This window comes from Streptomyces sp. NPDC048504, from assembly GCF_043200035.1.
Taxonomy (GTDB): Bacteria; Actinomycetota; Actinomycetes; order Streptomycetales; family Streptomycetaceae; genus Streptomyces.
Map to the genome: position 1 here is coordinate 219,438 of NZ_JBICXA010000006.1, position 18,685 is coordinate 238,122.

Annotated in this window: 18 protein-coding genes and 2 pseudogenes; 13 read left to right on the forward strand and 7 right to left on the reverse strand. The window is 70.6% G+C overall.

Going from position 1 to position 18,685, the window contains the following annotated elements; translation table 11 throughout:
* The first annotated feature begins 116 nt into the window (after positions 1-116).
* Together ACGFY9_RS17025 and ACGFY9_RS17030 are read left to right on the forward strand one after the other, a co-directional pair.
* Positions 117-278, forward strand: coding sequence for a hypothetical protein (locus ACGFY9_RS17025; protein ID WP_393754856.1), 162 nt, complete (start codon positions 117-119; stop codon positions 276-278).
* 666 nt (positions 279-944) lie between these two features.
* Positions 945-1,724, forward strand: a complete 780-nt coding sequence (locus tag ACGFY9_RS17030) for a hypothetical protein (protein WP_393754858.1) — start codon at positions 945-947, stop codon at positions 1,722-1,724.
* 144 nt (positions 1,725-1,868) lie between these two features.
* On the opposite strand, the gene hydA is transcribed toward ACGFY9_RS17030, so the two are convergent.
* The 3 genes from hydA to ACGFY9_RS17045 are packed head-to-tail and all read right to left on the reverse strand — an operon-like array spanning position 1,869 to position 4,865.
* Complete coding sequence (gene hydA, locus ACGFY9_RS17035) at positions 1,869-3,299, reverse strand: dihydropyrimidinase (protein ID WP_393754860.1); 1,431 nt, start codon at positions 3,297-3,299, stop codon at positions 1,869-1,871.
* Between the two features lie 26 nt (positions 3,300-3,325).
* Complete coding sequence (locus tag ACGFY9_RS17040) at positions 3,326-3,706, reverse strand: gamma-glutamylcyclotransferase (RefSeq protein ID WP_393754862.1); 381 nt, start codon at positions 3,704-3,706, stop codon at positions 3,326-3,328.
* 13 nt (positions 3,707-3,719) lie between these two features.
* Positions 3,720-4,865, reverse strand: coding sequence for an NAD(P)/FAD-dependent oxidoreductase (locus ACGFY9_RS17045; protein ID WP_393754864.1), 1,146 nt, complete (start codon positions 4,863-4,865; stop codon positions 3,720-3,722).
* Here ACGFY9_RS17045 and ACGFY9_RS17050 point away from each other — a divergent pair.
* From ACGFY9_RS17050 to ACGFY9_RS17070, 5 genes are all read left to right on the forward strand, one after another.
* A complete protein-coding gene (locus ACGFY9_RS17050; protein WP_393754866.1) occupies positions 4,828-5,307 on the forward strand; it encodes an ABC transporter permease subunit in 480 nt (159 codons plus the stop codon). The genes ACGFY9_RS17045 and ACGFY9_RS17050 overlap by 38 nt on opposite strands.
* Positions 5,308-5,359: 52 nt before the next feature.
* Positions 5,360-6,364, forward strand: coding sequence for a class II glutamine amidotransferase (locus tag ACGFY9_RS17055; protein ID WP_393754868.1), 1,005 nt, complete (start codon positions 5,360-5,362; stop codon positions 6,362-6,364).
* Positions 6,250-6,543: a winged helix-turn-helix domain-containing protein gene (locus ACGFY9_RS17060; RefSeq protein WP_393754870.1), complete on the forward strand. Its 294-nt coding sequence runs from the start codon at positions 6,250-6,252 to the stop codon at positions 6,541-6,543. Before ACGFY9_RS17055 ends, ACGFY9_RS17060 begins: the two co-directional genes overlap by 115 nt.
* Before the next feature lie 12 nt (positions 6,544-6,555).
* Positions 6,556-8,028, forward strand: a complete 1,473-nt coding sequence (locus ACGFY9_RS17065) for a substrate-binding protein (RefSeq protein ID WP_393754872.1) — start codon at positions 6,556-6,558, stop codon at positions 8,026-8,028.
* Between the two features lie 100 nt (positions 8,029-8,128).
* On the forward strand, positions 8,129-9,652 hold the full coding sequence (locus ACGFY9_RS17070) for an amidase (RefSeq protein WP_393754874.1): 1,524 nt from the start codon (positions 8,129-8,131) through the stop codon (positions 9,650-9,652).
* Positions 9,653-9,757: 105 nt separating this feature from the next.
* Here the strand turns inward: ACGFY9_RS17070 and ACGFY9_RS17075 are convergent, their stop codons facing one another.
* Positions 9,758-11,722, reverse strand: a complete 1,965-nt coding sequence (locus ACGFY9_RS17075) for an SMI1/KNR4 family protein (RefSeq protein WP_393754875.1) — start codon at positions 11,720-11,722, stop codon at positions 9,758-9,760.
* A 199-nt stretch (positions 11,723-11,921) separates the two neighbouring features.
* Between ACGFY9_RS17075 and ACGFY9_RS17080 the strand changes: the two genes are divergently transcribed.
* The 4 genes and pseudogenes from ACGFY9_RS17080 to ACGFY9_RS17095 form a co-directional block, all read left to right on the forward strand.
* Positions 11,922-12,575 carry a response regulator transcription factor gene (locus ACGFY9_RS17080; RefSeq protein ID WP_393754877.1) on the forward strand — a complete coding sequence of 218 codons (654 nt, stop codon included), beginning with the start codon at positions 11,922-11,924 and terminating at the stop codon, positions 12,573-12,575.
* Between the two features lie 130 nt (positions 12,576-12,705).
* On the forward strand, positions 12,706-13,359 hold the full coding sequence (locus ACGFY9_RS17085; protein ID WP_393754879.1) for a response regulator transcription factor: 654 nt from the start codon (positions 12,706-12,708) through the stop codon (positions 13,357-13,359).
* A gap of 1 nt (position 13,360) precedes the next feature.
* Positions 13,361-13,627 (forward strand): hypothetical protein, encoded by a 267-nt coding sequence (locus ACGFY9_RS17090; protein ID WP_393754881.1) that lies wholly within the window; start codon positions 13,361-13,363, stop codon positions 13,625-13,627.
* 111 nt (positions 13,628-13,738) lie between these two features.
* Positions 13,739-13,909 (forward strand): annotated as a pseudogene (locus ACGFY9_RS17095) (enoyl-CoA hydratase-related protein); the annotation flags it as partial.
* 48 nt (positions 13,910-13,957) lie between these two features.
* Here the strand turns inward: ACGFY9_RS17095 and ACGFY9_RS17100 are convergent.
* A pseudogene (locus ACGFY9_RS17100) lies at positions 13,958-14,251 on the reverse strand (SulP family inorganic anion transporter); the annotation flags it as partial.
* A 177-nt stretch (positions 14,252-14,428) separates the two neighbouring features.
* Here ACGFY9_RS17100 and ACGFY9_RS17105 point away from each other — a divergent pair.
* A complete protein-coding gene (locus ACGFY9_RS17105) occupies positions 14,429-15,895 on the forward strand; it encodes a WGR domain-containing protein (RefSeq protein WP_393754882.1) in 1,467 nt (488 codons plus the stop codon).
* Positions 15,896-16,122: 227 nt separating this feature from the next.
* On the opposite strand, the gene ACGFY9_RS17110 is transcribed toward ACGFY9_RS17105, so the two are convergent.
* Positions 16,123-17,055, reverse strand: coding sequence for a M56 family metallopeptidase (locus ACGFY9_RS17110; protein ID WP_393754884.1), 933 nt, complete (start codon positions 17,053-17,055; stop codon positions 16,123-16,125).
* Positions 17,056-17,061: 6 nt separating this feature from the next.
* A complete protein-coding gene (locus ACGFY9_RS17115) occupies positions 17,062-17,451 on the reverse strand; it encodes a BlaI/MecI/CopY family transcriptional regulator (RefSeq protein ID WP_393754885.1) in 390 nt (129 codons plus the stop codon).
* Between the two features lie 194 nt (positions 17,452-17,645).
* Here ACGFY9_RS17115 and ACGFY9_RS17120 point away from each other — a divergent pair, with 194 nt between their 5' ends.
* Positions 17,646-18,221: a TerD family protein gene (locus ACGFY9_RS17120; protein WP_393754886.1), complete on the forward strand. Its 576-nt coding sequence runs from the start codon at positions 17,646-17,648 to the stop codon at positions 18,219-18,221.
* Positions 18,222-18,685: the final 464 nt, after the last annotated feature.

Genomic DNA, 18,685 nt, shown 5'->3' on the forward strand with positions numbered 1-18,685 from the left:
GAGGCCCATGCAAGACCTACTGGAAAATGGATCGCGTGAGGCGTCGGTCGGCGGGGCGGCCGTCCGAGTGACAGAAGTCCACGGCGCTGCCGCTCTTCTCTGCGCAGCGCCGGAGCTTGCCGCAGCAGTTCATCCACGAGTGTGTACGCGCGACGACCCAGGAGCTGCCCGCAGTCGTCATCAGCCTGCTCGGATTCCACCGGTCCACCGAAGATGACTGGACCCGCGAAAGCCAGGGCTTCGGAACGCTGTCCCTCATTGACACCGCGCGTCCGTGACGACTGAGGCTGGATGGCTGACTCGGGACCGGTCACAGGAGCAAGCACTAAAGTCGGCGCTCCCGCCCGGGTGCAGCACCCATCTCCATGTTTCGGAGCCTTGGATGATCTTTGGTTTCCCCGTCGTGTGCGTCTTCGCCTGGATGGCCTGGTCGGTCGTTCGGATGAGCGACTTGCCCCCCTGGCGTCAGTGGCTGCCCGCAGCACTGCTTACGGCTGCTGTGTCTTCATGGCTTCTCCTCGCACCTTCTGGTGCCTCCGACTTGTGGGAGTTGTACCTGCCCATCTGTCTCTCCCTGGCATCGTGGGCGGTGAGCCTGCGAGAACGCCGGGTGGCAGGCAGGCAAGGGCGCGTCGAGGAACCCAGTTGAGGCCGGTGGTACCCGGAACGGCGGAGAGGGGCCCCGCTCTCCCCATCGACACCGAGGCTGAGCCGCCCTCCCACGGCGATCGATGACCAGTGGTCGCCGGCATTCCGCAGGCTGTGAAAGCCGGGCCCACCGATAACGGCCATCGGTGTTCCGACGGAGGGGAGTTGCTGGACTCATCGAGCCTCTCCTCGAAGTGGAGGCGTTCAAAGGGCCGGCCGCGGCCCGGAAACCGAACACCGTGGAACATCCCTGATCACGTAGCCTCTCCCGGCACGCACACGACAAGGGGAGGACCATGAGAGGCAGAACGGCCTGGGCCGCGGCTGGCGGGGCGGCGGCTCTGGTGCTGACGACGGCGACCGGGGCGCACGCGGAGGGGCGGGGCGACGTCCGAGTGGTGAAGGCCGTCGTCAACGGCGGCGGCAACGTCATCGTGGGTACGGCGAAGACGATCCGCTACCCGGTCGACATCACGATCAAGGACAACTCGGGGGTGAAGGGGCTCACGGACGTCAGCACCCTCAACAAGTCGAGCGCCTACACCTTCGCGACCTGGAACGACGACTCGTCCTGCACGAAGAAGAGCGCGACGACCTCGGTGTGCCGGGCCACGCTGACCATCGACCCCGCCTGGATCGCCGACAGCGACGACATCGACACCAACAAGGTCGCGGGCGTCTGGCAGGTCGACGCCACGGTCAAGGCGAAGGACGGCGACTACTGGATCTCCGACCACATCGCCGAGTACAAGGTCAAGCGGGCCGCCCAGCTGACCACCGTGATCGGACCCGAGAAGGTCGCGAAGGGCTCCAAGGCGACCGTCACCGGCAAGCTGTCGCGGGCCAACTGGGAAGACCGCAAGTACCACGGGTTCACCGGGCAGCAGGTCAAGCTCCAGTTCAGGAAAAAGGGCGCCGCCCACTACGGCACCGTCAAGACCGTGACGACGAACAGCACCGGGAACCTGACCACCAAGGTGACCATCACCTCGGCAGGCAGCTGGCGCTGGTACTTCCCCGGCACCACGACCACCTCGCTGAAGGCGTCGGCCGGAGACACCCTCAACCTGAAGTAGCCGGCGGACGGCGCCTCAGAAGTCCTCAGTTCTCTTCAGGCCGCCACGTAGCCAACTCATCGTCGGTGTGACGACGATGAGTTGGCCTTCGCCCCCCGCCGCGAGGCAACCAGGGCCCCTGGGCGCGTCGGGTCGATCGAGGGGTCAGCAGACCAGGGACCGGCTCAGCGGGCCCGAACGCAGGTGGCGGCCCCGGGGTTCGGGGTCCGTCAGCCGGCCGGCGTCGACGACGGGACGGCCGCCCACCACGACGGTCTCCGGCCAGCCGGTGACAGGCATGCCCTCGTACGGCGTGTAGTCCGTGGCCATGTGCAGGCCGGTGCTGCGGACGGTCCGGGTGGCCGTCGGGTTCCAGATCGCCAGGTCCGCGTCCGAGCCGGGTGCGATGACTCCCTTACGGGGGTAGAGGCCGTTGAGCCGGGCCGGGTTGGCACACGTCAATTCGACGAAGCGGCCCACCGGCAGACCGCCCTTGACCACCAGCTCGCTGAAGATCACCGGCATGCGCGTCTCAACTCCCGGCAGGCCGTTGGGCATTGCCCGTACGTCGTGGCTCACCGACTCCTTCTGGGCCGTGTCGTAGCAGCAGTGGTCGCTGCCGATCGTCGCCACCTGGCCCATGAGCAGCCGTGAGCGCAGCCCGGCGACCGTGCCGGCGTCCCGCAACGGCGGGCAGCACACGAAGCGTTCGGGGTGCGGGCCCGCGTACGCCGTGTCGTCCAGGACCAGGTGGTGGGCCACCGTCTCCGTGAACGCCCGCACACCCCGGCCGCGGGCACGGGCCACCAGGTCGACCGCCTCGGGTGTCGACTGGTGGACGAAGTACACCGGGGCCGACACCGACTCCGCGATGGCGAGGATCTCGGCGACCGACGCGTTCTCGGCCAACTCCGGCCGCGTACCCGCGTGATGGGAAGCGCTGATCGCCCCGGCCGCCTCGCCGCGCTCCTGCGTGTCCGCGATGATGTGGTCGGCCTCGCAGTGGATGACCACCATGCCGCCCAGGTCCCGCAGTGTCGTCATCACGTTCAGGATGGTCTTCTCGTCGGCCATGGTCTCGCCGCGGTACGTGGTGAACATCTTCACCGTGACGATGCCGTCGGAGGCCATCGACCGCAGCTGTTCCGGCACGGTGTCGTCCCATTCGACCACGCACCCGTGCAGGGCGCTGTCGCACAACCCCTGCGCCACCTTGGCGCGTTGGGCCGCGGCGACGTCGGCCGGGTTCTCGCCGGGGCGCGGGATGGCGAAGTCCACAATGGTGGTCGTACCGCCGAAGACCGCCGCCGTGGTGGCCTGGCGGTAGCCGTCGAGGGAGGTGAAGTCCCCCGAGGTGAAGCCGACATGGCAGTGCGGGTCCACGCCGCCGGGCAGCACGAGGCGTCCGGAGGCGTCCAACTCGGCGGTGCCGGGGGCCTGTTGGGTGCGATACGCGCCCGGCTCCACCCCCCCGAGCACCTTGCCGCCGCCCACCAGGACGTCCGCGGCGCCCTGCCAGTCGGCGTTGACCACGGTGCCGCCCCGGACGACGAGGTCGACGGGTTGGACGGGTTCGATCGATGAGGGGTTGGGCATGGCAGACCTCCAGCGAGGGCGAAGTGTCAGAGAGAGGCGAGGTAGGCGTGCCAGCCGCCGTGGGCGGTGATGTCGACGACTCCGGGGGCCGTCAGCGCGGAGGCGCGCATGCGCATCGAGAAGGAGCCCGAGCCGTCCGCCAGCGCGATCACGCCCAGTTCGAGTTCCGCGGGCTCCTCGGGCAGCAGCCGTTCTCGCAGCACCTCGTAACTGACCTCGTACACCTCGCCGTTGATCGCCGCGCCGCCCTCCGTGACGGGGTGCAGTCCGGGGAACTCGTCGCGCACGGAGAAGAATTGATACGTGGCTGCCGTACGGGCGGGGCCGAGCAGACGGGCGTCGCTGAGCGCGTGGTTGAGGGTGCCTCCGGACATCGCCTGGCCGTTGACGAACATCTTCAGTGTCATGGGGGAGCGCCTTTCAAGGTGATACGGCAGTGGTGGCGTCGTCGTGGAGCAGGCGGCCGGGGCCGAGGTCGTCCACCGGGTCGGCCGGGGGCTCCCCGGCGATCTGGCGGGCCAGCGTGTCGCCCCACACCGGGGCGAGGGTGAACGCGTAGGTGCCGCCCGCGACGAAGAAGCCGGGGTGGCCCGGGACTTCACCGATCACCGGCATCTCATCCGGGGTCGCGGCCAGCGGTCCTGCCCACATGCGCAGCAGCCGCAGGTCGCCGAGGAACGGCAGGATGCGCCCGGCCTGGGCGAGATTGCCGGCCATGCTGGGCACGCTGACAGTGCTGCGGCCTTCCATGTCGAGCCTCGCCGCGGGCCAGCCGCCGCCGATCAGCAGGTTGCCCGCGCTGACCTGCTTGACCGACATGCCCTCGCCGATGTGCTGGACGAGATGATGCATGACCGGCGGGACCCGCACGGTCACGTGCATCTGGATCGCGACCGGCGACATCCGGATCCCCACTCCGGCGAGTGCGGAGATCCCGGTGATCCACGGCCCGGCCACGTTGACGACCACGGGCGCGGTCCAACTCCGTTCGCCCGAAAGCACCTTGTAGTCGTCGCCCACCCGCCGGATGCCGGTCACCGGGGTGAAGGCGTGCAGTTCGGCGCCGAGGCGGCGGGCCGCGGCCAGATAGGCGGGGGTGATCAGGAGCGGGTTGGCGTAGCCGTCGAGCGGGCACCAACTGGCCGCGCGCACCCGGTCGGAGAGCAACGGCAGCTGCTTGCGGGCCTCGTCGCCGGTGAGCACCTCGGTGGGGATACCCGCCCGCCGCTCCCACTCGTGCTTCTCCCTCAACTCCTCTTCCTGTACGGCGGTTTCGGCGACCATGAAGCCGCCGCCGCGCCGCAACTCCACGTCCGCGCCGAGCCGTTCCTCGATCTGCGACCAGTGGTCGGACGCCCGGCGCTGCAGGGGCAGCAGACGGGCGCTGTCGACCGGGACCTCCTGGCCCGGGCGGCGGGTGTGGATGGCCTGGATGTGGAGGTTGCCGTCGAAGAGGATGACGTGCGCCTTCGGGGCGAAGTCCTTGATGTCGTTGGCCGCTGTCGAACCGCTCTGCGCACCCCTGCGGGTGTTCGGCGCCGGGTACGTCACGGTCTTCCGCAACATCCCGCTCCTCGTCCTGCTCGTGCTGTTCGTGTTCGGGCTGCCCGGTGTCGGCCTGACGTTCCCCGTGTTCTGGCAGTTGGTGATCCCCATCGTGCTGGGCAACGCGGCCGTCGTCGCCGCGGGGGTGCTGAGCCTGCCGCGCGGACAGACGGAGGCCGCGTACAGCCTCGGTATGACACACCGTCAGGCCATGTCGTACGTGGTCGTCCCGCAGGCGCTGCGGGCGGTGAGCCCGGCCCTGGTCAGCCAGTTGGTCCGGCTGCTCAAGGACTCGACGCTGGGCTATGTGGTCAGCTACCTCGAACTGCTCCACCAGGCAAAGGTGTTGGGCGAGTACTACCACGCCGTGCTCTCCACCTACCTGGTCGTGGCGGCCTGCTTCATCGCCGTCAACGCCGCGCTGTCCGGGGCCGCTTCATGGCTGGAAGCCCGACGCACCTGACACCGGCGTACGAGAAGAACCGTAAGCAACGCAAGAGAAGGAGCGAACCGGCATGTGCCGCCTGCTCGGCGTGGTCACCCGCGCCCCCCTGCCGCTCGACACCGCGCTGGACGGTCTGGCCGGGCCGTTCACCGAGCTGAGCCCTGAGCACCGTGACGGCTGGGGCATCGCCGCAGGGCAGGGGAACGGGTCAAGCCCCTTGGTCATCAAGGGAATTGAGCCAGCCGCCGAGGCCGACTCCTGGGGGCGGGCCCTCACCGGCACGGTCACCGACGCCGCCCTGCTGCACCTGCGGCTGGCGAGCCCGGGGCTGCCGGACGTCCCCGGCAACACCCACCCGTTCACGGCCGGCACCGCGGCCTTCGCGCACAACGGGTACTTCACGCCGTACGACGCCCTGGACGAACTGATCGCGCCGGAACTGCCGGCCGGGGCGGCCGGGAGCACCGACTCCGAGCGGTACTTCCTGCGCGTGCTGACCCTGCTGCGGGAGACAGGTCCCGTCGACGCGCTCGCCCGCGCCGCGGCGGACGTCCGGGAGCGGGCCGCCGCCTACGCCAGCCTCAACTGCCTGCTGCTCACCGAGGACGCCCTGTACGCGTACGCCGACGAGGACCCGGAGTCCGAGGTCAGCAGGCGGCGCGGCCCCGACTTCTTCCGGCTGCGCCACCGGGTCGACGAGGACCGGGTGGTCGTAGCCTCCAGCGGTATTCCGCAGCCCCGACGACCGCTGGACGGTGCTGCCGTACCGCGAGGTCCTGGAGATCCGCCGGGCCGGCCTGCGCGTCACGACCACACGGGCGGCTCCGCACAGCGGTCCGGCACCCTCGACTACGCTGGCACATGTCAACCGTCGCTGACCTATGGAGGGGGCGAACACAGGTGCCCGCAGACCTGGCGTTCGACGCGCTCGCCGACCCCGTACGCCGCCAGATCCTGGGCGTGCTGGCCGAGCGCGAGGAGTGCACCGTGGGGGAGCTGGCGGAGCGGATCACCAGCATCGGCCGTACCGGAGTCTCCAGCCATCTGCGTGTCCTGCGCGCCGCCGGTCTGGTGACCGAGCGGAAGGCGGGCCGGTTCCGGCACTACTCGATCGACCCGGCAGGACCCGCGCGAGACGTCATCGCGACACTGCAGGCGCTGTTCCAGGGAGCGCTCGCCGACGCCGGGCGCGCCGCCACCGCGACGGAGGCCGCGGCCACCGACCCCGACGTCCAGGACAGCCGGTCCGCCTGATGAGGTGACGTGATGGCCGTACTCCTGCTGCCCGCCGAGGAATGGACCGACGCATCGCCGGCCGCGACGTTCGGCCTGTTCGGCGCGGGCAAGGGTGCGGGCTGGGTCTTCGACGCCGTGTGCGACCGGGTCGCGGCTGGCGCGGTGGTGCGGATGGGCGCTCCGCTGGGCGGCCCGGTCTCCGACATGGTGGAGATCATCGGCCGGATCAGTGAAGTACGGCCGCCGTCGCCGGCACGCGGGAACGTACGCGGCCACGCCGGACAGGGCGGCCGTATCGAGATCGTGCACGATCAGCCCTGGCGGGGCCGGATCAAGCTGCGGTTCGACGCCGACCGTGGCGGGACGAGGGTCCGGCTGTTCGCCGAGCTCGACGAGGCCGGGCTGGAGTGGCTGATGCGCCGCCGGGGGCTGCCGGCCGGTCGAGGGTCCGGGCCGAATCCGAACGCGCGGCTCGGTCTGCTGAACAGCAAGTCGGGCCTGGGGAGCATGTTCGGGGCCGCGACGGACCACATGGCCATGCTCGCCGTCGAGGAGATCAACGCGGAGGGCGGGGTGCGGGGCCGGCCGGTGGAGCTGGTGGTCGGCGACGACGCCTCGGACCCGGCGGTCGGCGTCGCCGAGGCCCGCCGGCTGGTCCGGGCCGGCTGCCGGACGATCCTGGTCGCCACGACCTCCGCCACCTACTTCGCGGTCTCGCGGGCCCTCGCCGGAACCGAAGTGCTCCTGATCCAGCCCCACATGAACGAGGGTGGCGGAACCGGCCCGCTGCGCGTCCAGCTCGGCGAGCACCACGAGGACCAACTGGCGGCCGCGGTACGGCCGTTGATGCGGGCGGCCGACGGAAAGCGCTGGTTCCTGGCCGGCAACGACTACTGCTGGCCGCGCAGCACGCACGCGGCCGCCCGTCGCATCCTGCCGCGATCGGGCGCACGGGTGGTGGGGGAGCGGTACGCCGCCCTGGGCACCCGTGACTTCACACGGGTCATCGAGGCGGTGACGGCTTCGGGCGCGGACATCGTCCTGTCCACGTTCGTCGGCGCGGACGCCGCCGCGTTCGAGCGCCAGTGCCACGCGACGGGCCTGCGCGAGCAGTGCGTCACCCTCGCGCCGGCCATGGACGAATCCACCCTTGAGCACGTCGGAGCCGACGCGGCGCCCGGCCTGTACGCCGTCTCCGGCTACGTCGAGCAACTCGCGTCTCCCGGCAACGCCGTACTGCTGCACCGCTATCGGGAGGCGTACGGTCGCTGGGCCCCGCCGCTGTCGACCCTGAGCGAGTCGGTCTTCGAGGCGGCGCACATCTGGTGGTCCGCCGCGCGCCGGGTGGGCGCGGACGAACCGCGGCTGATCGCCGAGGCGATGCGCCCCGGCAGGTTCCAACTCCCGCGCGGCACCGTCACGTTGGACGACAGCGGCCGGGTCACCCAGGACCTCTTCGTCGCCGAGGCGACCGGCACCGGACTGCGACCGGTCTCGCTGTAGCCCTGCCGATCCGGTTAACCGCGAAGTTACGTCAATAAGTATTGACCTATTGGCGCGATGTTCTAGGTTGATGCGTGTCCAGCCGAAAAGGAGTCGTCCCTTGTCCTCACTCCCCGCACCCGACGCCGCCCGCCTCGCGGCGATCGACCAGCACTTCCACTTCGGCCTGTCCGCCGAGGAGTTGGCGGAGTTCGCGCCCGCGGTGGCAGGCTCTCTCGCCGCCTCGGAGGCGGTCGAGCGGCTCTACGAACGCACGGCTCCCACCGCCCCGGACCGCGCCTGGACGTCACCCGCTCCGGACGAGAACCCGCTCGGCGCCTGGTACGTGAAGACCTCGGTCAACGAGTCCGCCGAAGGCCAACTGGCCGGTCGTACGGTCGCGGTGAAGGACAACATCGCCGTCGCGGGCGTACCGATGATGAACGGTTCGCGGACGGTCGAGGGCTTCGTCCCGCGCCAAGACGCCACCGTCGTACGGCGGTTGCTCGACGCCGGCGCGACGATCGCGGGCAAGTCCGTGTGCGAGGACCTGTGTTTCTCCGGCGCCAGTTTCACCTCGCACCCGGCGCCGGTGCGCAACCCGTGGGACGAGAGCCGGAACACGGGCGGTTCGTCCAGCGGCAGTGCCGCACTCGTGGCGACCGGTGAGGTCGACCTTGCCCTCGGCGGCGACCAGGGAGGCTCGATCCGCATGCCGGCCGCCTTCTGCGGCGTCGTGGGACACAAGCCCACCCACGGCCTGGTGCCCTACACCGGCGCCTTTCCCATCGAGCGGACCCTCGACCACGTGGGCCCGATGACCCGCACGGTCGCCGACGCGGCCGCGATGCTGGGCGTGCTCGCCGGCGCCGACGGCTTCGACCCGCGTCAACTCGACGTGATCGAACCGGTCGACTACCTCACGGCGCTCACCGAGCCCGCCTCGGGCCTGCGCGTCGGAGTCGTCACGGAGGGCTTCGGTACGCCGGTGTCGGACACCGGCGTCGACGAGGCCGTCCACGCCGCGATCGACGTGCTGGCCTCGGCCGGACTCACCGTGGAGAAGGTGTCGATCCCCTGGCACCTGGACGCCCTCCACGTGTGGAACGTGATCGCGACCGAGGGCGCCGCCTATCAGATGCTCGACGGCAACGCCTACGGCATGAACGCCGACGACTTCTACGACCCGGAGCTGATCGCCCACTACGCGCGGGGGCGCGTCGACCGCGGCGCCACACTGTCCAAGACCGTGAAACTCGTCGGCCTGTCCGGCCGTTACACCTTCGAGGCCGGGGGCGGGAAGTACTACGGCATGGCCCGCCGCCTCCTGCCGCAGGTCCGCGCGGCCTACGACGCGGCACTGGACCGGTACGACGTGCTGGTCATGCCCACCGTCCCCTACACGGCCAAGGAGATCCCGCCGGCCGACATCTCCCTGGCCGACTACCTGCACTTCGCGCTGTCGATGGTCGGCAACACCGCACCCTTCGACGCGACCGGCCACCCCTCGTGCAGCGTCCCGACCGACCTGGTCGACGGCCTCCCGGCCGGCCTGATGATCACCGGCAGGCGCTTCGACGACACCACTGTGCTGCGCGTCGCGCACACCTATGAACGGGCGGTCGGCGGGTTCCCCGCACCCTAGGTGTCCCCGAACCCTGGGGCAGCGAGCCCTCTGTCCCGTCGTGGGGGAACCGGCACTGTCCATCTGCTCCGGGCCGGGATGCCCACCCGGCGCCCCTCGGGCTGCCTACCCGCCTCTCGGCCCGCTGTCTCCCGGCCGGTTGCCGTCCGCCGGGCGCGTGGCTGCCGGGTGCATGCGGATCGTCGCGTACGTCTCGCCGTCCCTTGGTGGTCGCGTCCAGGAGCGGGTGGTGAATGTGTGCAGGCGCCCGTTCGTGATGGCATGACGCGGTAGAGACGCACCGAACTCCTCCGCCACCGCTTCCAGCAGCGGTCGTTCTGCTCGGGCGCTGTCCTCCAGGTCGTCGAAGAACCGGCTCGGATCCAGCGCCCGCGGTATTTCCCCGCTCCGCCGGATTTCTCCGTCCGCGTACGTGAACGCGTACTGCTCGGCACCGTCTCGTGCCACCGAGAGATGGAAGAACGGCTTCCCGTGCGGTGACCTCAAGCCGCTCCACACCACCACCGCGCGAGTGCCCTCGCCGGCGGTCGCGGCGGGGGAGAGGAAACGCTGTCGGCCGAACGAGGCGGGAGCGCCGTCGAAGGCGAAGCTCCAGCCGGTGCCGGCCCGGCCGACTGCCATGAGGGCCCTGTCGGCGTAGGACGAGAACTCCATCCGGTTGTGCCGCGATCTCTGGCACGCCTCCCAGAAGGTCATGGGTTCGTTCAACACGGTGCCGTCCCCGTCCCCTTCAGCGTCCGCGAGGCGTCCGGGCAACTCCTTCGGCTCCGTGCCTTCGACCAGGACGAACCGGTACGACGTGCGGTTGTTGCCCCGGTCGGGTTCCGCGAGCCACGCCAGGTCGCCCGGGTCGAGGTCGGCCGTCGGAGGTGGTGCCTCGCCGACCTGTCCGCCCCTCGGTGTGGACAGCAGCTCGCGGCCCCGGTCCGGGGTCAGCAGCGGCCCGAGCAGGGGATCGGCCACCCACCCCAGCGGCGCCAGGTGGTCCGGGCCCAGCGGCTCCCACAGGGGAAGAGCGTTCGTCAGCGTCCGCCATGCCCCGTCGGTGTCTCCCCACCGCGCCGACTCCCGCGCCCGTTCGACCGCTTCCCCGAACGGTCCGGCCGCCGTGTACCGGTACGCGCCCTCCCTCACCCGATCCAGCGTCGCGTGAGCCAGTGACATCAAGTCCTCGTCGCCACCCCGGAGTTGGTACGCCAGTGTCGAGTCGTCCCAGTACGAGTGCCTCGCGTGCTCGGCGACCAGCGGCGGCAGCAGGTCGGGCGCGTACCGCGGGTCCGTCACCAGGCCGTCGTAGTACACCATGTAGGTCTGTCCGAGCAGTCGGCGTATCTGGTCCCCCAGCCCGGCGGCCCGCGCCCTGCTGTATCCCTTGGCCTCGTCCAGCGCCCTCACGGCCTCTTCCCAGCCGCCGCGCAGCGCCCCCAGCCGGGCCTCCTCCACCTGGGCGTCCAGCCTTCGCGTCGTGTCGTTGGCGAACACCGGCCCACCGTCGCTCCGGCGCGCCTGAAGGCTGTGGAACTCGCGGTGCATGTCCCGCATGAACGCACGGAAGTTCACGCGCCGTTCGGGCGCCTCGGCCCGCCAGCTCGACCACGTGTACACGGCCCACTCGCCGTCCTCGTCCACGTCCTCGGGATCGAGGAGGACGTACGTGATGTCGGACTCGACGTCGAGCTGTAGCCCGCGCCGCCAGAGGTCCGCCTCCCGCCGCTCCTCGGGTCCGGCGTCCTCGTCCTGGTACTCCTCGAACATGCCCGCGAGCCCTGACGCGTTGTTGTGCCAGCGCGCGTCCTCGGTCCCCGCCAGCAGCGACACGAACCCGCCCGCGTGCCGCCACCCGTCGCTGACCTTGAGGAACTCCCGGTACGACGGGGGCATGCGCCGGCCGAGGCGCTCCTCCATCGCCGCGATCCGCTCCTCCGACGCAGCCGGGAACCCCAGCCAGCGTGCCCTGCGCGCCGCCTCGTCGCCCAAGCCCCGCGCCTCGCCTTCCGGCAGGGAGTCCGCCCACTCCCCGCTCCACCCGAGCAGGAAGGACCGCCAGTCGAATGCCGTGGATTCCGTCATACGCCCGATGCTGCCACCCACCACTGACAACGCCCTGTTGCCAGCCGTAACTACCACTGCGGGACTGCGTGTTGGTGTCCGAGTCCGTGGCTGTCCGGTCCCGCTCCGAGTGGCCCACCGTGTCGGAGGCCACGACCGTGATGAGCCACTTATGTCCCCTGTTACCTCTAAGTGACCTTCCTGCTGCCAGAGTTGGGTCATGCGCGTACTGATCGTGGAGGACCACAAGGATCTCGCGGAGAGCGTCGCGAGGGGGCTGCGTCGGCATGCCATGGAGGTCGAGCTCGCGCACGACGGCGAGCAGGGGCTGAGCCAAGCGTCGAGCGGGGCCTACGACGTCGTCGTCCTGGACCGTGACCTGCCGCTCGTGCACGGTGACGACATCTGCCGTGCGCTCGTCCGGCAGGGCAGCCCGTCCCGCGTCCTGATGCTCACCGCCGCCGGCACCCTCGCCGACCGCGTCGACGGCCTCGACCTCGGCGCGGACGACTATCTTGCCAAGCCCTTCTCCTTCGCCGAACTCATCGCCCGTGTCCAGGCGTTGGACAGACGCGATCAGCCCGCCGTGCCTCCCGTCCTCGTGCGCGGCGACATCGAGCTCGACCCCGCCCGCCGCACCGCGCTCCGCGGCGGACGCAAGGTGGATCTGTCGCCGAAGGAGATGGCCGTCCTGGAGGTGCTGCTCGCCGCCGGCGGCGCCGTCGTATCCGCCGAGGAACTGCTGGAACGGGCCTGGGACCGGGACGCCGACCCGTTCAGCAACACCGTCAAGGTCACCGTCAGCCGGCTGCGCCGGAAGCTCGGCGATCCGCCGGTCATCGAGACGCTCCCGCACGTCGGTTACCGGATCTGACGGGCGCGACCGCGGGACGGCCGTTGTTGCCAGGCGGGTGACGGTGCGCCAGCCTGTGAGGGGAGTAACCCGGGTGTGACCCGGGGCGGGGGAGCCTGGGGTCCGTGACGTGTGTCTCGTAGGGGGAGCGATGAGGGTACTGGTGGTTGAGGACCACACGGAACTCGCGGACTCGATCACCAGGGTGTTCCGCCGCGAGGGCCTCGCGGCGGACACCGCCTACGACGGGAGGACCGCGCTCGACCTCGCCATCGACGTCGACTACGACGTGGTCGTCCTCGACCGCGACCTCCCCGACGTGCACGGCGACGAGGTCTGCGCCGAACTCACCGCCGAGGGCGTCCGCACCAAGGTGCTCATGCTCACCGCCTCCGCTTCCATCGCCGACCGGGTCGAGGGCCTCGGCCTCGGCGCCGACGACTACCTCCCCAAGCCCTTCGCCTGGGCCGAACTCCTCGCCCGCACCCGTGCCCTCGGCCGCCGCGCTCACCCCGTGCGGGAACCCGTCCTCGCCCGCGGCTCCCTCCTGCTCGACCCCGCCCGCCGTACCGCCAGCCACGCCGGCACCCAACTGCCCCTCACCGCCAAGGAGTTCGGCGTGCTCGCCTATCTGCTCGGCGCCGAGGGACGGACCGTCCCGGCCGACGAGCTGCTCGCCAAGGTGTGGGACGAGGTCACCGACCCAGGCACCACCACCGTCAAGGCCACGGTCAACCGGCTCCGGACCAAACTCGTCGACCGCTCCGTGATCCAGACCGTGCCCGGAGAGGGCTACCGGATCTGACATGGCGACAACCCTTCTGGCCCGCACCCGAGTTCGCGCCCACGCCTGGCTGAGCGGCCCCGGCGCCGCCCGGGTGCGAGCACTGGCCCGCCTCCTCACGCCCCGCCGGGTCCGGGTCCGCTTCGCCATGCTCTTCGGGCTGCTGTTCATCGCCTCCGGCGCGGTCCTGCTCGGCATCACCTATCTGCTCGTCAACCGCCCCACCCACAACGTCGTCACCGCCGTACACGACGAAGGGCTACCGGGAGGCGGTTCGTCACGGACCTGAAGGAACGGAGCCGCCTCGACGCGGAAGGGACCCCTCGGACGACGTTCGGAAGCAGGGGCCCTGCCAGGCTGGCCCCGGCTCACCGAGCGGTTCACCCTGTCCAAACCGGTCGTGGCACGGGTCAACGGCTACGCCCTCGGCGGCGGCTTCGAGCTGGCGCTCGCCTGCGACCTCGTCATCGCCTCGCACGACGCGCGGTTCGCCCTGCCGGAGGCGCGGCTCGGGCTGGTCCCGGGCGCGGGCTGCGCCTTCCGGCTCGCCCGCCAGTTGCCCCTGAAGACGGCCATGGGCCATCTGCTCACCGGGCGCCCGATCGACGCGGCGACAGCGCTGCACTTCGAAGATGAGGATGGCGAGGGAGTTGACGAAGCCGACCATCACCGAGCGCGGCACGAACCGCATCAGCTTCGTGACGCCGAGCGCGCCGAGGACGATCTGGAAGACTCCGGCGAGGATCACGGCCGCGACCGGACAGCCGAAGCCGTGCTCGCGATGGAGCGGACCGACGACCAGGGCTACGGCACCGGTCGCCGCGGAGATCATGGCGGGCCGGCCGCCGACGACCGCGATGGTCACGGCCATCGTGAACGACGCGAACAGGCCGATCGCCGGGTCGACACCGGCGCGGAGCGCCTGACGCGAACTCCCGCGCCCTGACGCCCTCCTGACGACATGAGGAGAGGTACGGCCGGTCCCCTGGAACGGGCGGCCCCGGGACGACGATGTCAGTGGTCACCACTAGTTTGGAGTCACTGGAGATCGGCCGTACCGGCCGAACGGGCCTTTGGGGAGGGGTGTGCTGTGTCCGCTGCGCAGACACGACAGTCGGGGAACACGACGTACCTGGAGCTGTCTCAGGAGAGTGGTGGCGCCCACAAGTTCTACGAGGTGACTGTCGAGGGGACCACCGTCGCCGTGCGGTACGGACGGATCGGCGTGGACGGGCAGCACCAGACGTCCGCCTTTCCCACTGTCGAGAAGGCGCAGGCGGCAGCGGCGAAGAAGATAGCCGAGAAAGTACGGAAGGGGTACGCGCCCGCCGTTCAGGGGCAGCGGGCGGCCCGCCCCGTGACGCGCCGTCAGGTGACGTCCGCCCCGTCGACGGCGCGGGCGACCGCCCCGGTGCTGTGGCGGTTCCGTACCGGCGCCTCGGCGTTCGGCATCCACGTGGACGAGGACCGCTGCTGGGTCGGCAACCAGCACGGCAGTGTCTACAACCTGAGCCATGACGGCGAGGTGCTGGCGCACTACTCCCTGCCCGACGGCGTGAAGTGCCTGGTGGCCGACGACTTCTGGATCTACGCGGGCTGCGACGACGGCCGGGTGTACGACCTCTCCTCGAAGGTGCCCTTCGCGGCCTACGACATCGCGGCCGAGGTGGACATCTTCTGGCTGGACATCCACGCGGGCGTGCTGAACGTCTCCGACCGCAACGGCGGGCTGACGGTCATCGACCACGAGGACGAGCTCCAGTGGTCCCGCAACTCGTCCGGGGACAACGCGTGGATGGTGCGGGCCGACGACCACGCCGTCTACCACGGGCACGGCCAGGGTGTGACGGCCTACGCGGCGGACGGCGCCAGACAGCTCTGGCACACCGCGACCAGCGGCAACGTGCTCTTCGGATGGCAGGAGGAGCACGCGGTCTACGCCGGGACGGGACGGCGTGTCGTCCAGCGCCTCGCGAAGTCCTCCGGGGCCATCGAGGCCTCCTACCAGTGCGATGCCGCGGTGTACTCGTGCGCGACGTCCGCCGGCGGTCGGTATGTCTTCGCGGGCGACTCGGCGTCCTCCGTGTACTGCTTCACCGCCGACGGCACCCGGCTGTGGAAGCTCGGCACGGGTGGCGGATCGGCACTCTCGATGCAGTACCACGACGAACGGCTGTACATCGTCTCCACGGACGGCTCACTCGCCTGCATCGACGCGAGCGAGGCCGCGATCACCGCCGCCCAGTCGGGCACCGTGCCGGTCGCCGCTGACATCAAGCTGGCCGCCGCCATGCCGACGTACGCACCGCTGACCACCGCCGCCTCCGTCGCCACGGTCAGCACCGTCCCCGCGGCGGGGAACGGAGTCGTCGTGGAGTGCTTCGAGCAAGGAGGCCGAGTGCGTGTGCACGTGGTCTCCGAGGGCTATGAGCCGGGCTGGAACGTCCAGTTCCCGCGTGCGATACGCGAGCCCGGAGCACGCTATGTGGTGGACGCGCTGCATTCCTCCTCGGCCGGCTTCTACCGAGTGCGCGGGGAGATCAGGCGTTTGGTGTGACAGGCGGGCGGTGATCGCCCTGAAGGGGGCGGCAGCGGGGGGCGCACGATCTGCTTTCCCCGCTGCGGGACCTGTTCGCGGCCGTGTTGCACCGAGCCGCCGGCCACCCGCCTGACCGGGTGGCTGTGTAGGCCCGCACCCGCGTCCGACACGGCAGGCGGACGGGAGAGCGTGGCTGAGGAGCAGCACGAGGTGGGCCAGTGATCTGGTCTCTGAGCGCAACAGCCCTAGAGCGGGGTTGCCGCGTGCAGGAGCAGCAGGAGTGTCACGGCCGAGTTCGCCGAGAGCGTCGCGGAGAGGGCGGCGCCCGCCGCCGCGCTCCAGAGCGCCAGACTCACGGCGGTGAACAGCGGTGGCCAGGTGCGTGCCGGGGGCGGCGGGGCCAGCAGGGCGGCGACCCGGCGGGGGAGAGGGCCCGGCGCCGCGAGGGCCGCGAGCGTCGGTGCCGGCGTGCTGCGAGAGACGAGGGCCGCCTTGCCGATCGCGCGGGCGACGGCTCTGCGGCTGCCGACGGACTGGGCGGCTTCCTCGTCCGCCCAGCGCTCCGCGACGTAGGAGACCGCCGTACGCAGTGGCAGCAGGAACGGGTTGGCCCGGGCCGCCAGTTGGGCGATCAGCAGGTGGCGGTGGTGCCGGGCGGTGAGGTGGGCCCGCTCGTGGGCGAACAGGGCCCGGCGTTCACGGGAGGTGAGGCAGGCCAGCAGGGCGGTGGTCACCACGACGCGGTCGCGTGGGCCGCCGGGGAGGGCGTAGGCGTACGGCTCGTTGTCGGGAAGGACAGCGACCGATGTGTCGCGCAGACCGGCGAGTGCCGCGTGGGCCAGGCGCCGAACTCGGCAGTGGCGCCACAGAGTTCGGCCGCAGCCCAGGACCACGGCGAGAAGTACGGGAATCGCGGCCTTCCCCACGATCTCGTCGTGGGGCACGCTGTCGCGCACATCAGGGTCCGACCAGCCGTCCGGCAATGGATTGCCCGGCAGTTGGGCGGTGCCGACCACCATCAGCAGGCCCAGGCACAGCGTGCTGCACAGGGCCATGACGGCGGCCATGGCGCTCAACAGGCCCGTGGCGGTGCGGGGATGCAGGTGCTGGGTGGCCAGGTGGGCGATCGGCCAGGCCGTCAACGGCAGGACGAGCGGCAGGAAGACGAAGACGCCCACGGGACGTCAGCCCGCCGACTCGTCGGTGGCCTGGTCCAGCAGGTCGCGCAGCAGTTGCTCGTCGTCCTCCGGGAGGGCGGTGATGAAGCTGGCCAGCACCGCCCGGCGGTCCTGCTCGCGATCGAGCACTTTGCGCATCTTCAGCGCGGCGAGTCCCGCCTCGTCGGCGGCCGGCGACCAGGCGAACGAGCGGCCGTCCCGCACCCGGGTCACGGCCTGCTTCTCCAGCAGCCGGCTCAGCACGGTCATCACGGTCGTGTAGGCGAGTTCGGCGTCCAGGCGCTCCTGCACCCAGGCCGCGGTCACCGGTGCGTCGGCCGTGTGCAGGACGGTGAGCACCTGTGTCTCCAACTCGCCCTGCGCCCGGCGCTGAGGGCGCGGATCCGGTCTCGCCACGCTCCGTCTCCCTCCTGTATGCCACTGCGTTGCCGCGGGGTCGCGACCGTCCCATCGTATCGACGGGGTACTGCTCGGCCGCACCGTAGTCGGCCGCATCGTCCCGCCCCCTCGATTATTTCTACAGTGTTGTAGATTCTGGTTCGGGTCCGTGCCGCGGACCCGAACCGTCGGTACGCGTGGAGGAGTGAGTCATGGGTGTTTCCCTGTCCAAGGGTGGCAATGTTTCGCTGAGCAAGGAGGCGCCGGGGCTCACGGCGGTGCTGGTCGGTCTGGGCTGGGACGTGCGCACCACGACCGGCACGGACTTCGACCTGGACGCCTCGGCGCTGCTGCTCAACGCCTCGGGCAAGGTCATCTCCGACCAGCACTTCGTCTTCTACAACAACCTCAAGAGCCCCGAGGGTTCGGTGGAGCACACCGGTGACAACACCACCGGTGAGGGCGAGGGCGACGACGAGTCCATCAAGGTGGACCTCGCCGCCGTACCGGCCGAGGTCGACAAGATCGTCTTCCCCGTCTCGATCCACGACGGCGAGTCCCGCAGCCAGAGCTTCGGCCAGGTCCGCAACGCCTTCATCCGCGTCGTCAACCAGGCCGGCGGCGCCGAACTCGCCCGCTACGACCTGTCCGAGGACGCCTCGACCGAGACCGCGATGGTCTTCGGCGAGCTGTACCGCAACGGCGCGGAGTGGAAGTTCCGTGCGGTCGGCCAGGGGTACGCGTCCGGACTGGCGGGGATCGCCTCCGATTTCGGCGTGGGTGTCTGAGAACCGGTAGGTCGCGCCCCGCAGGGCCTCCTGGCCGGGCTGACCGGTCCCTGCGGGATCGACCTGGACGCCCCGGTGCTGCGCTTCGCCGGCCACAGCGTCAACGTCTTTATGGGGCAAGGGAGTTGGGTGGTGGCCGGCAGCCGAAGGCGACCGGCCGAACGTTCCAAGACGTGATGCTTGCGGGTGCCGCCCATCTGTGGCAGTGCTACCGAACTGCCAAGTCCGTGACGGGAGTTGACGAACGGTACGCGGTAGGTGATGAGGTGATGAGGTGATGAGCAGGACGATGGCGCCGGCGGTGGCCCTGTCCGACGTTTCAACTCCGGGTGTCGAACGGCGCGATGATGGGAACCGTCCCCCGGTGAACAACATACGGTGCACGCAATGCGGTGCGGTGGGGCTGGAGCCGGGCTTCGTCGAGGAGTCCGGGCAGGGGGCTCGCGGGTTCGCACGGTGGATCG

Bases quoted from the DNA above. Each gene is read 5' to 3' on its own strand.
- ACGFY9_RS17045 (WP_393754864.1), bottom strand. From the start codon at position 4,865: ATGTTGCGGAAGACCGTGACGTACCCGGCGCCGAACACCCGCAGGGGT.
- ACGFY9_RS17085 (WP_393754879.1), top strand. From the start codon at position 12,706: ATGAGGGTACTGGTGGTTGAGGACCACACGGAACTCGCGGACTCGATC.
- ACGFY9_RS17075 (WP_393754875.1), bottom strand. From the start codon at position 11,722: ATGACGGAATCCACGGCATTCGACTGGCGGTCCTTCCTGCTCGGGTGG.
- ACGFY9_RS17055 (WP_393754868.1), top strand. From the start codon at position 5,360: ATGTGCCGCCTGCTCGGCGTGGTCACCCGCGCCCCCCTGCCGCTCGAC.
- hydA (WP_393754860.1), bottom strand. From the start codon at position 3,299: ATGCCCAACCCCTCATCGATCGAACCCGTCCAACCCGTCGACCTCGTC.
- ACGFY9_RS17120 (WP_393754886.1), top strand. From the start codon at position 17,646: ATGGGTGTTTCCCTGTCCAAGGGTGGCAATGTTTCGCTGAGCAAGGAG.
- ACGFY9_RS17090 (WP_393754881.1), top strand. From the start codon at position 13,361: ATGGCGACAACCCTTCTGGCCCGCACCCGAGTTCGCGCCCACGCCTGG.
- ACGFY9_RS17080 (WP_393754877.1), top strand. From the start codon at position 11,922: ATGCGCGTACTGATCGTGGAGGACCACAAGGATCTCGCGGAGAGCGTC.
- ACGFY9_RS17030 (WP_393754858.1), top strand. From the start codon at position 945: ATGAGAGGCAGAACGGCCTGGGCCGCGGCTGGCGGGGCGGCGGCTCTG.
- ACGFY9_RS17040 (WP_393754862.1), bottom strand. From the start codon at position 3,706: ATGACACTGAAGATGTTCGTCAACGGCCAGGCGATGTCCGGAGGCACC.
- ACGFY9_RS17065 (WP_393754872.1), top strand. From the start codon at position 6,556: ATGGCCGTACTCCTGCTGCCCGCCGAGGAATGGACCGACGCATCGCCG.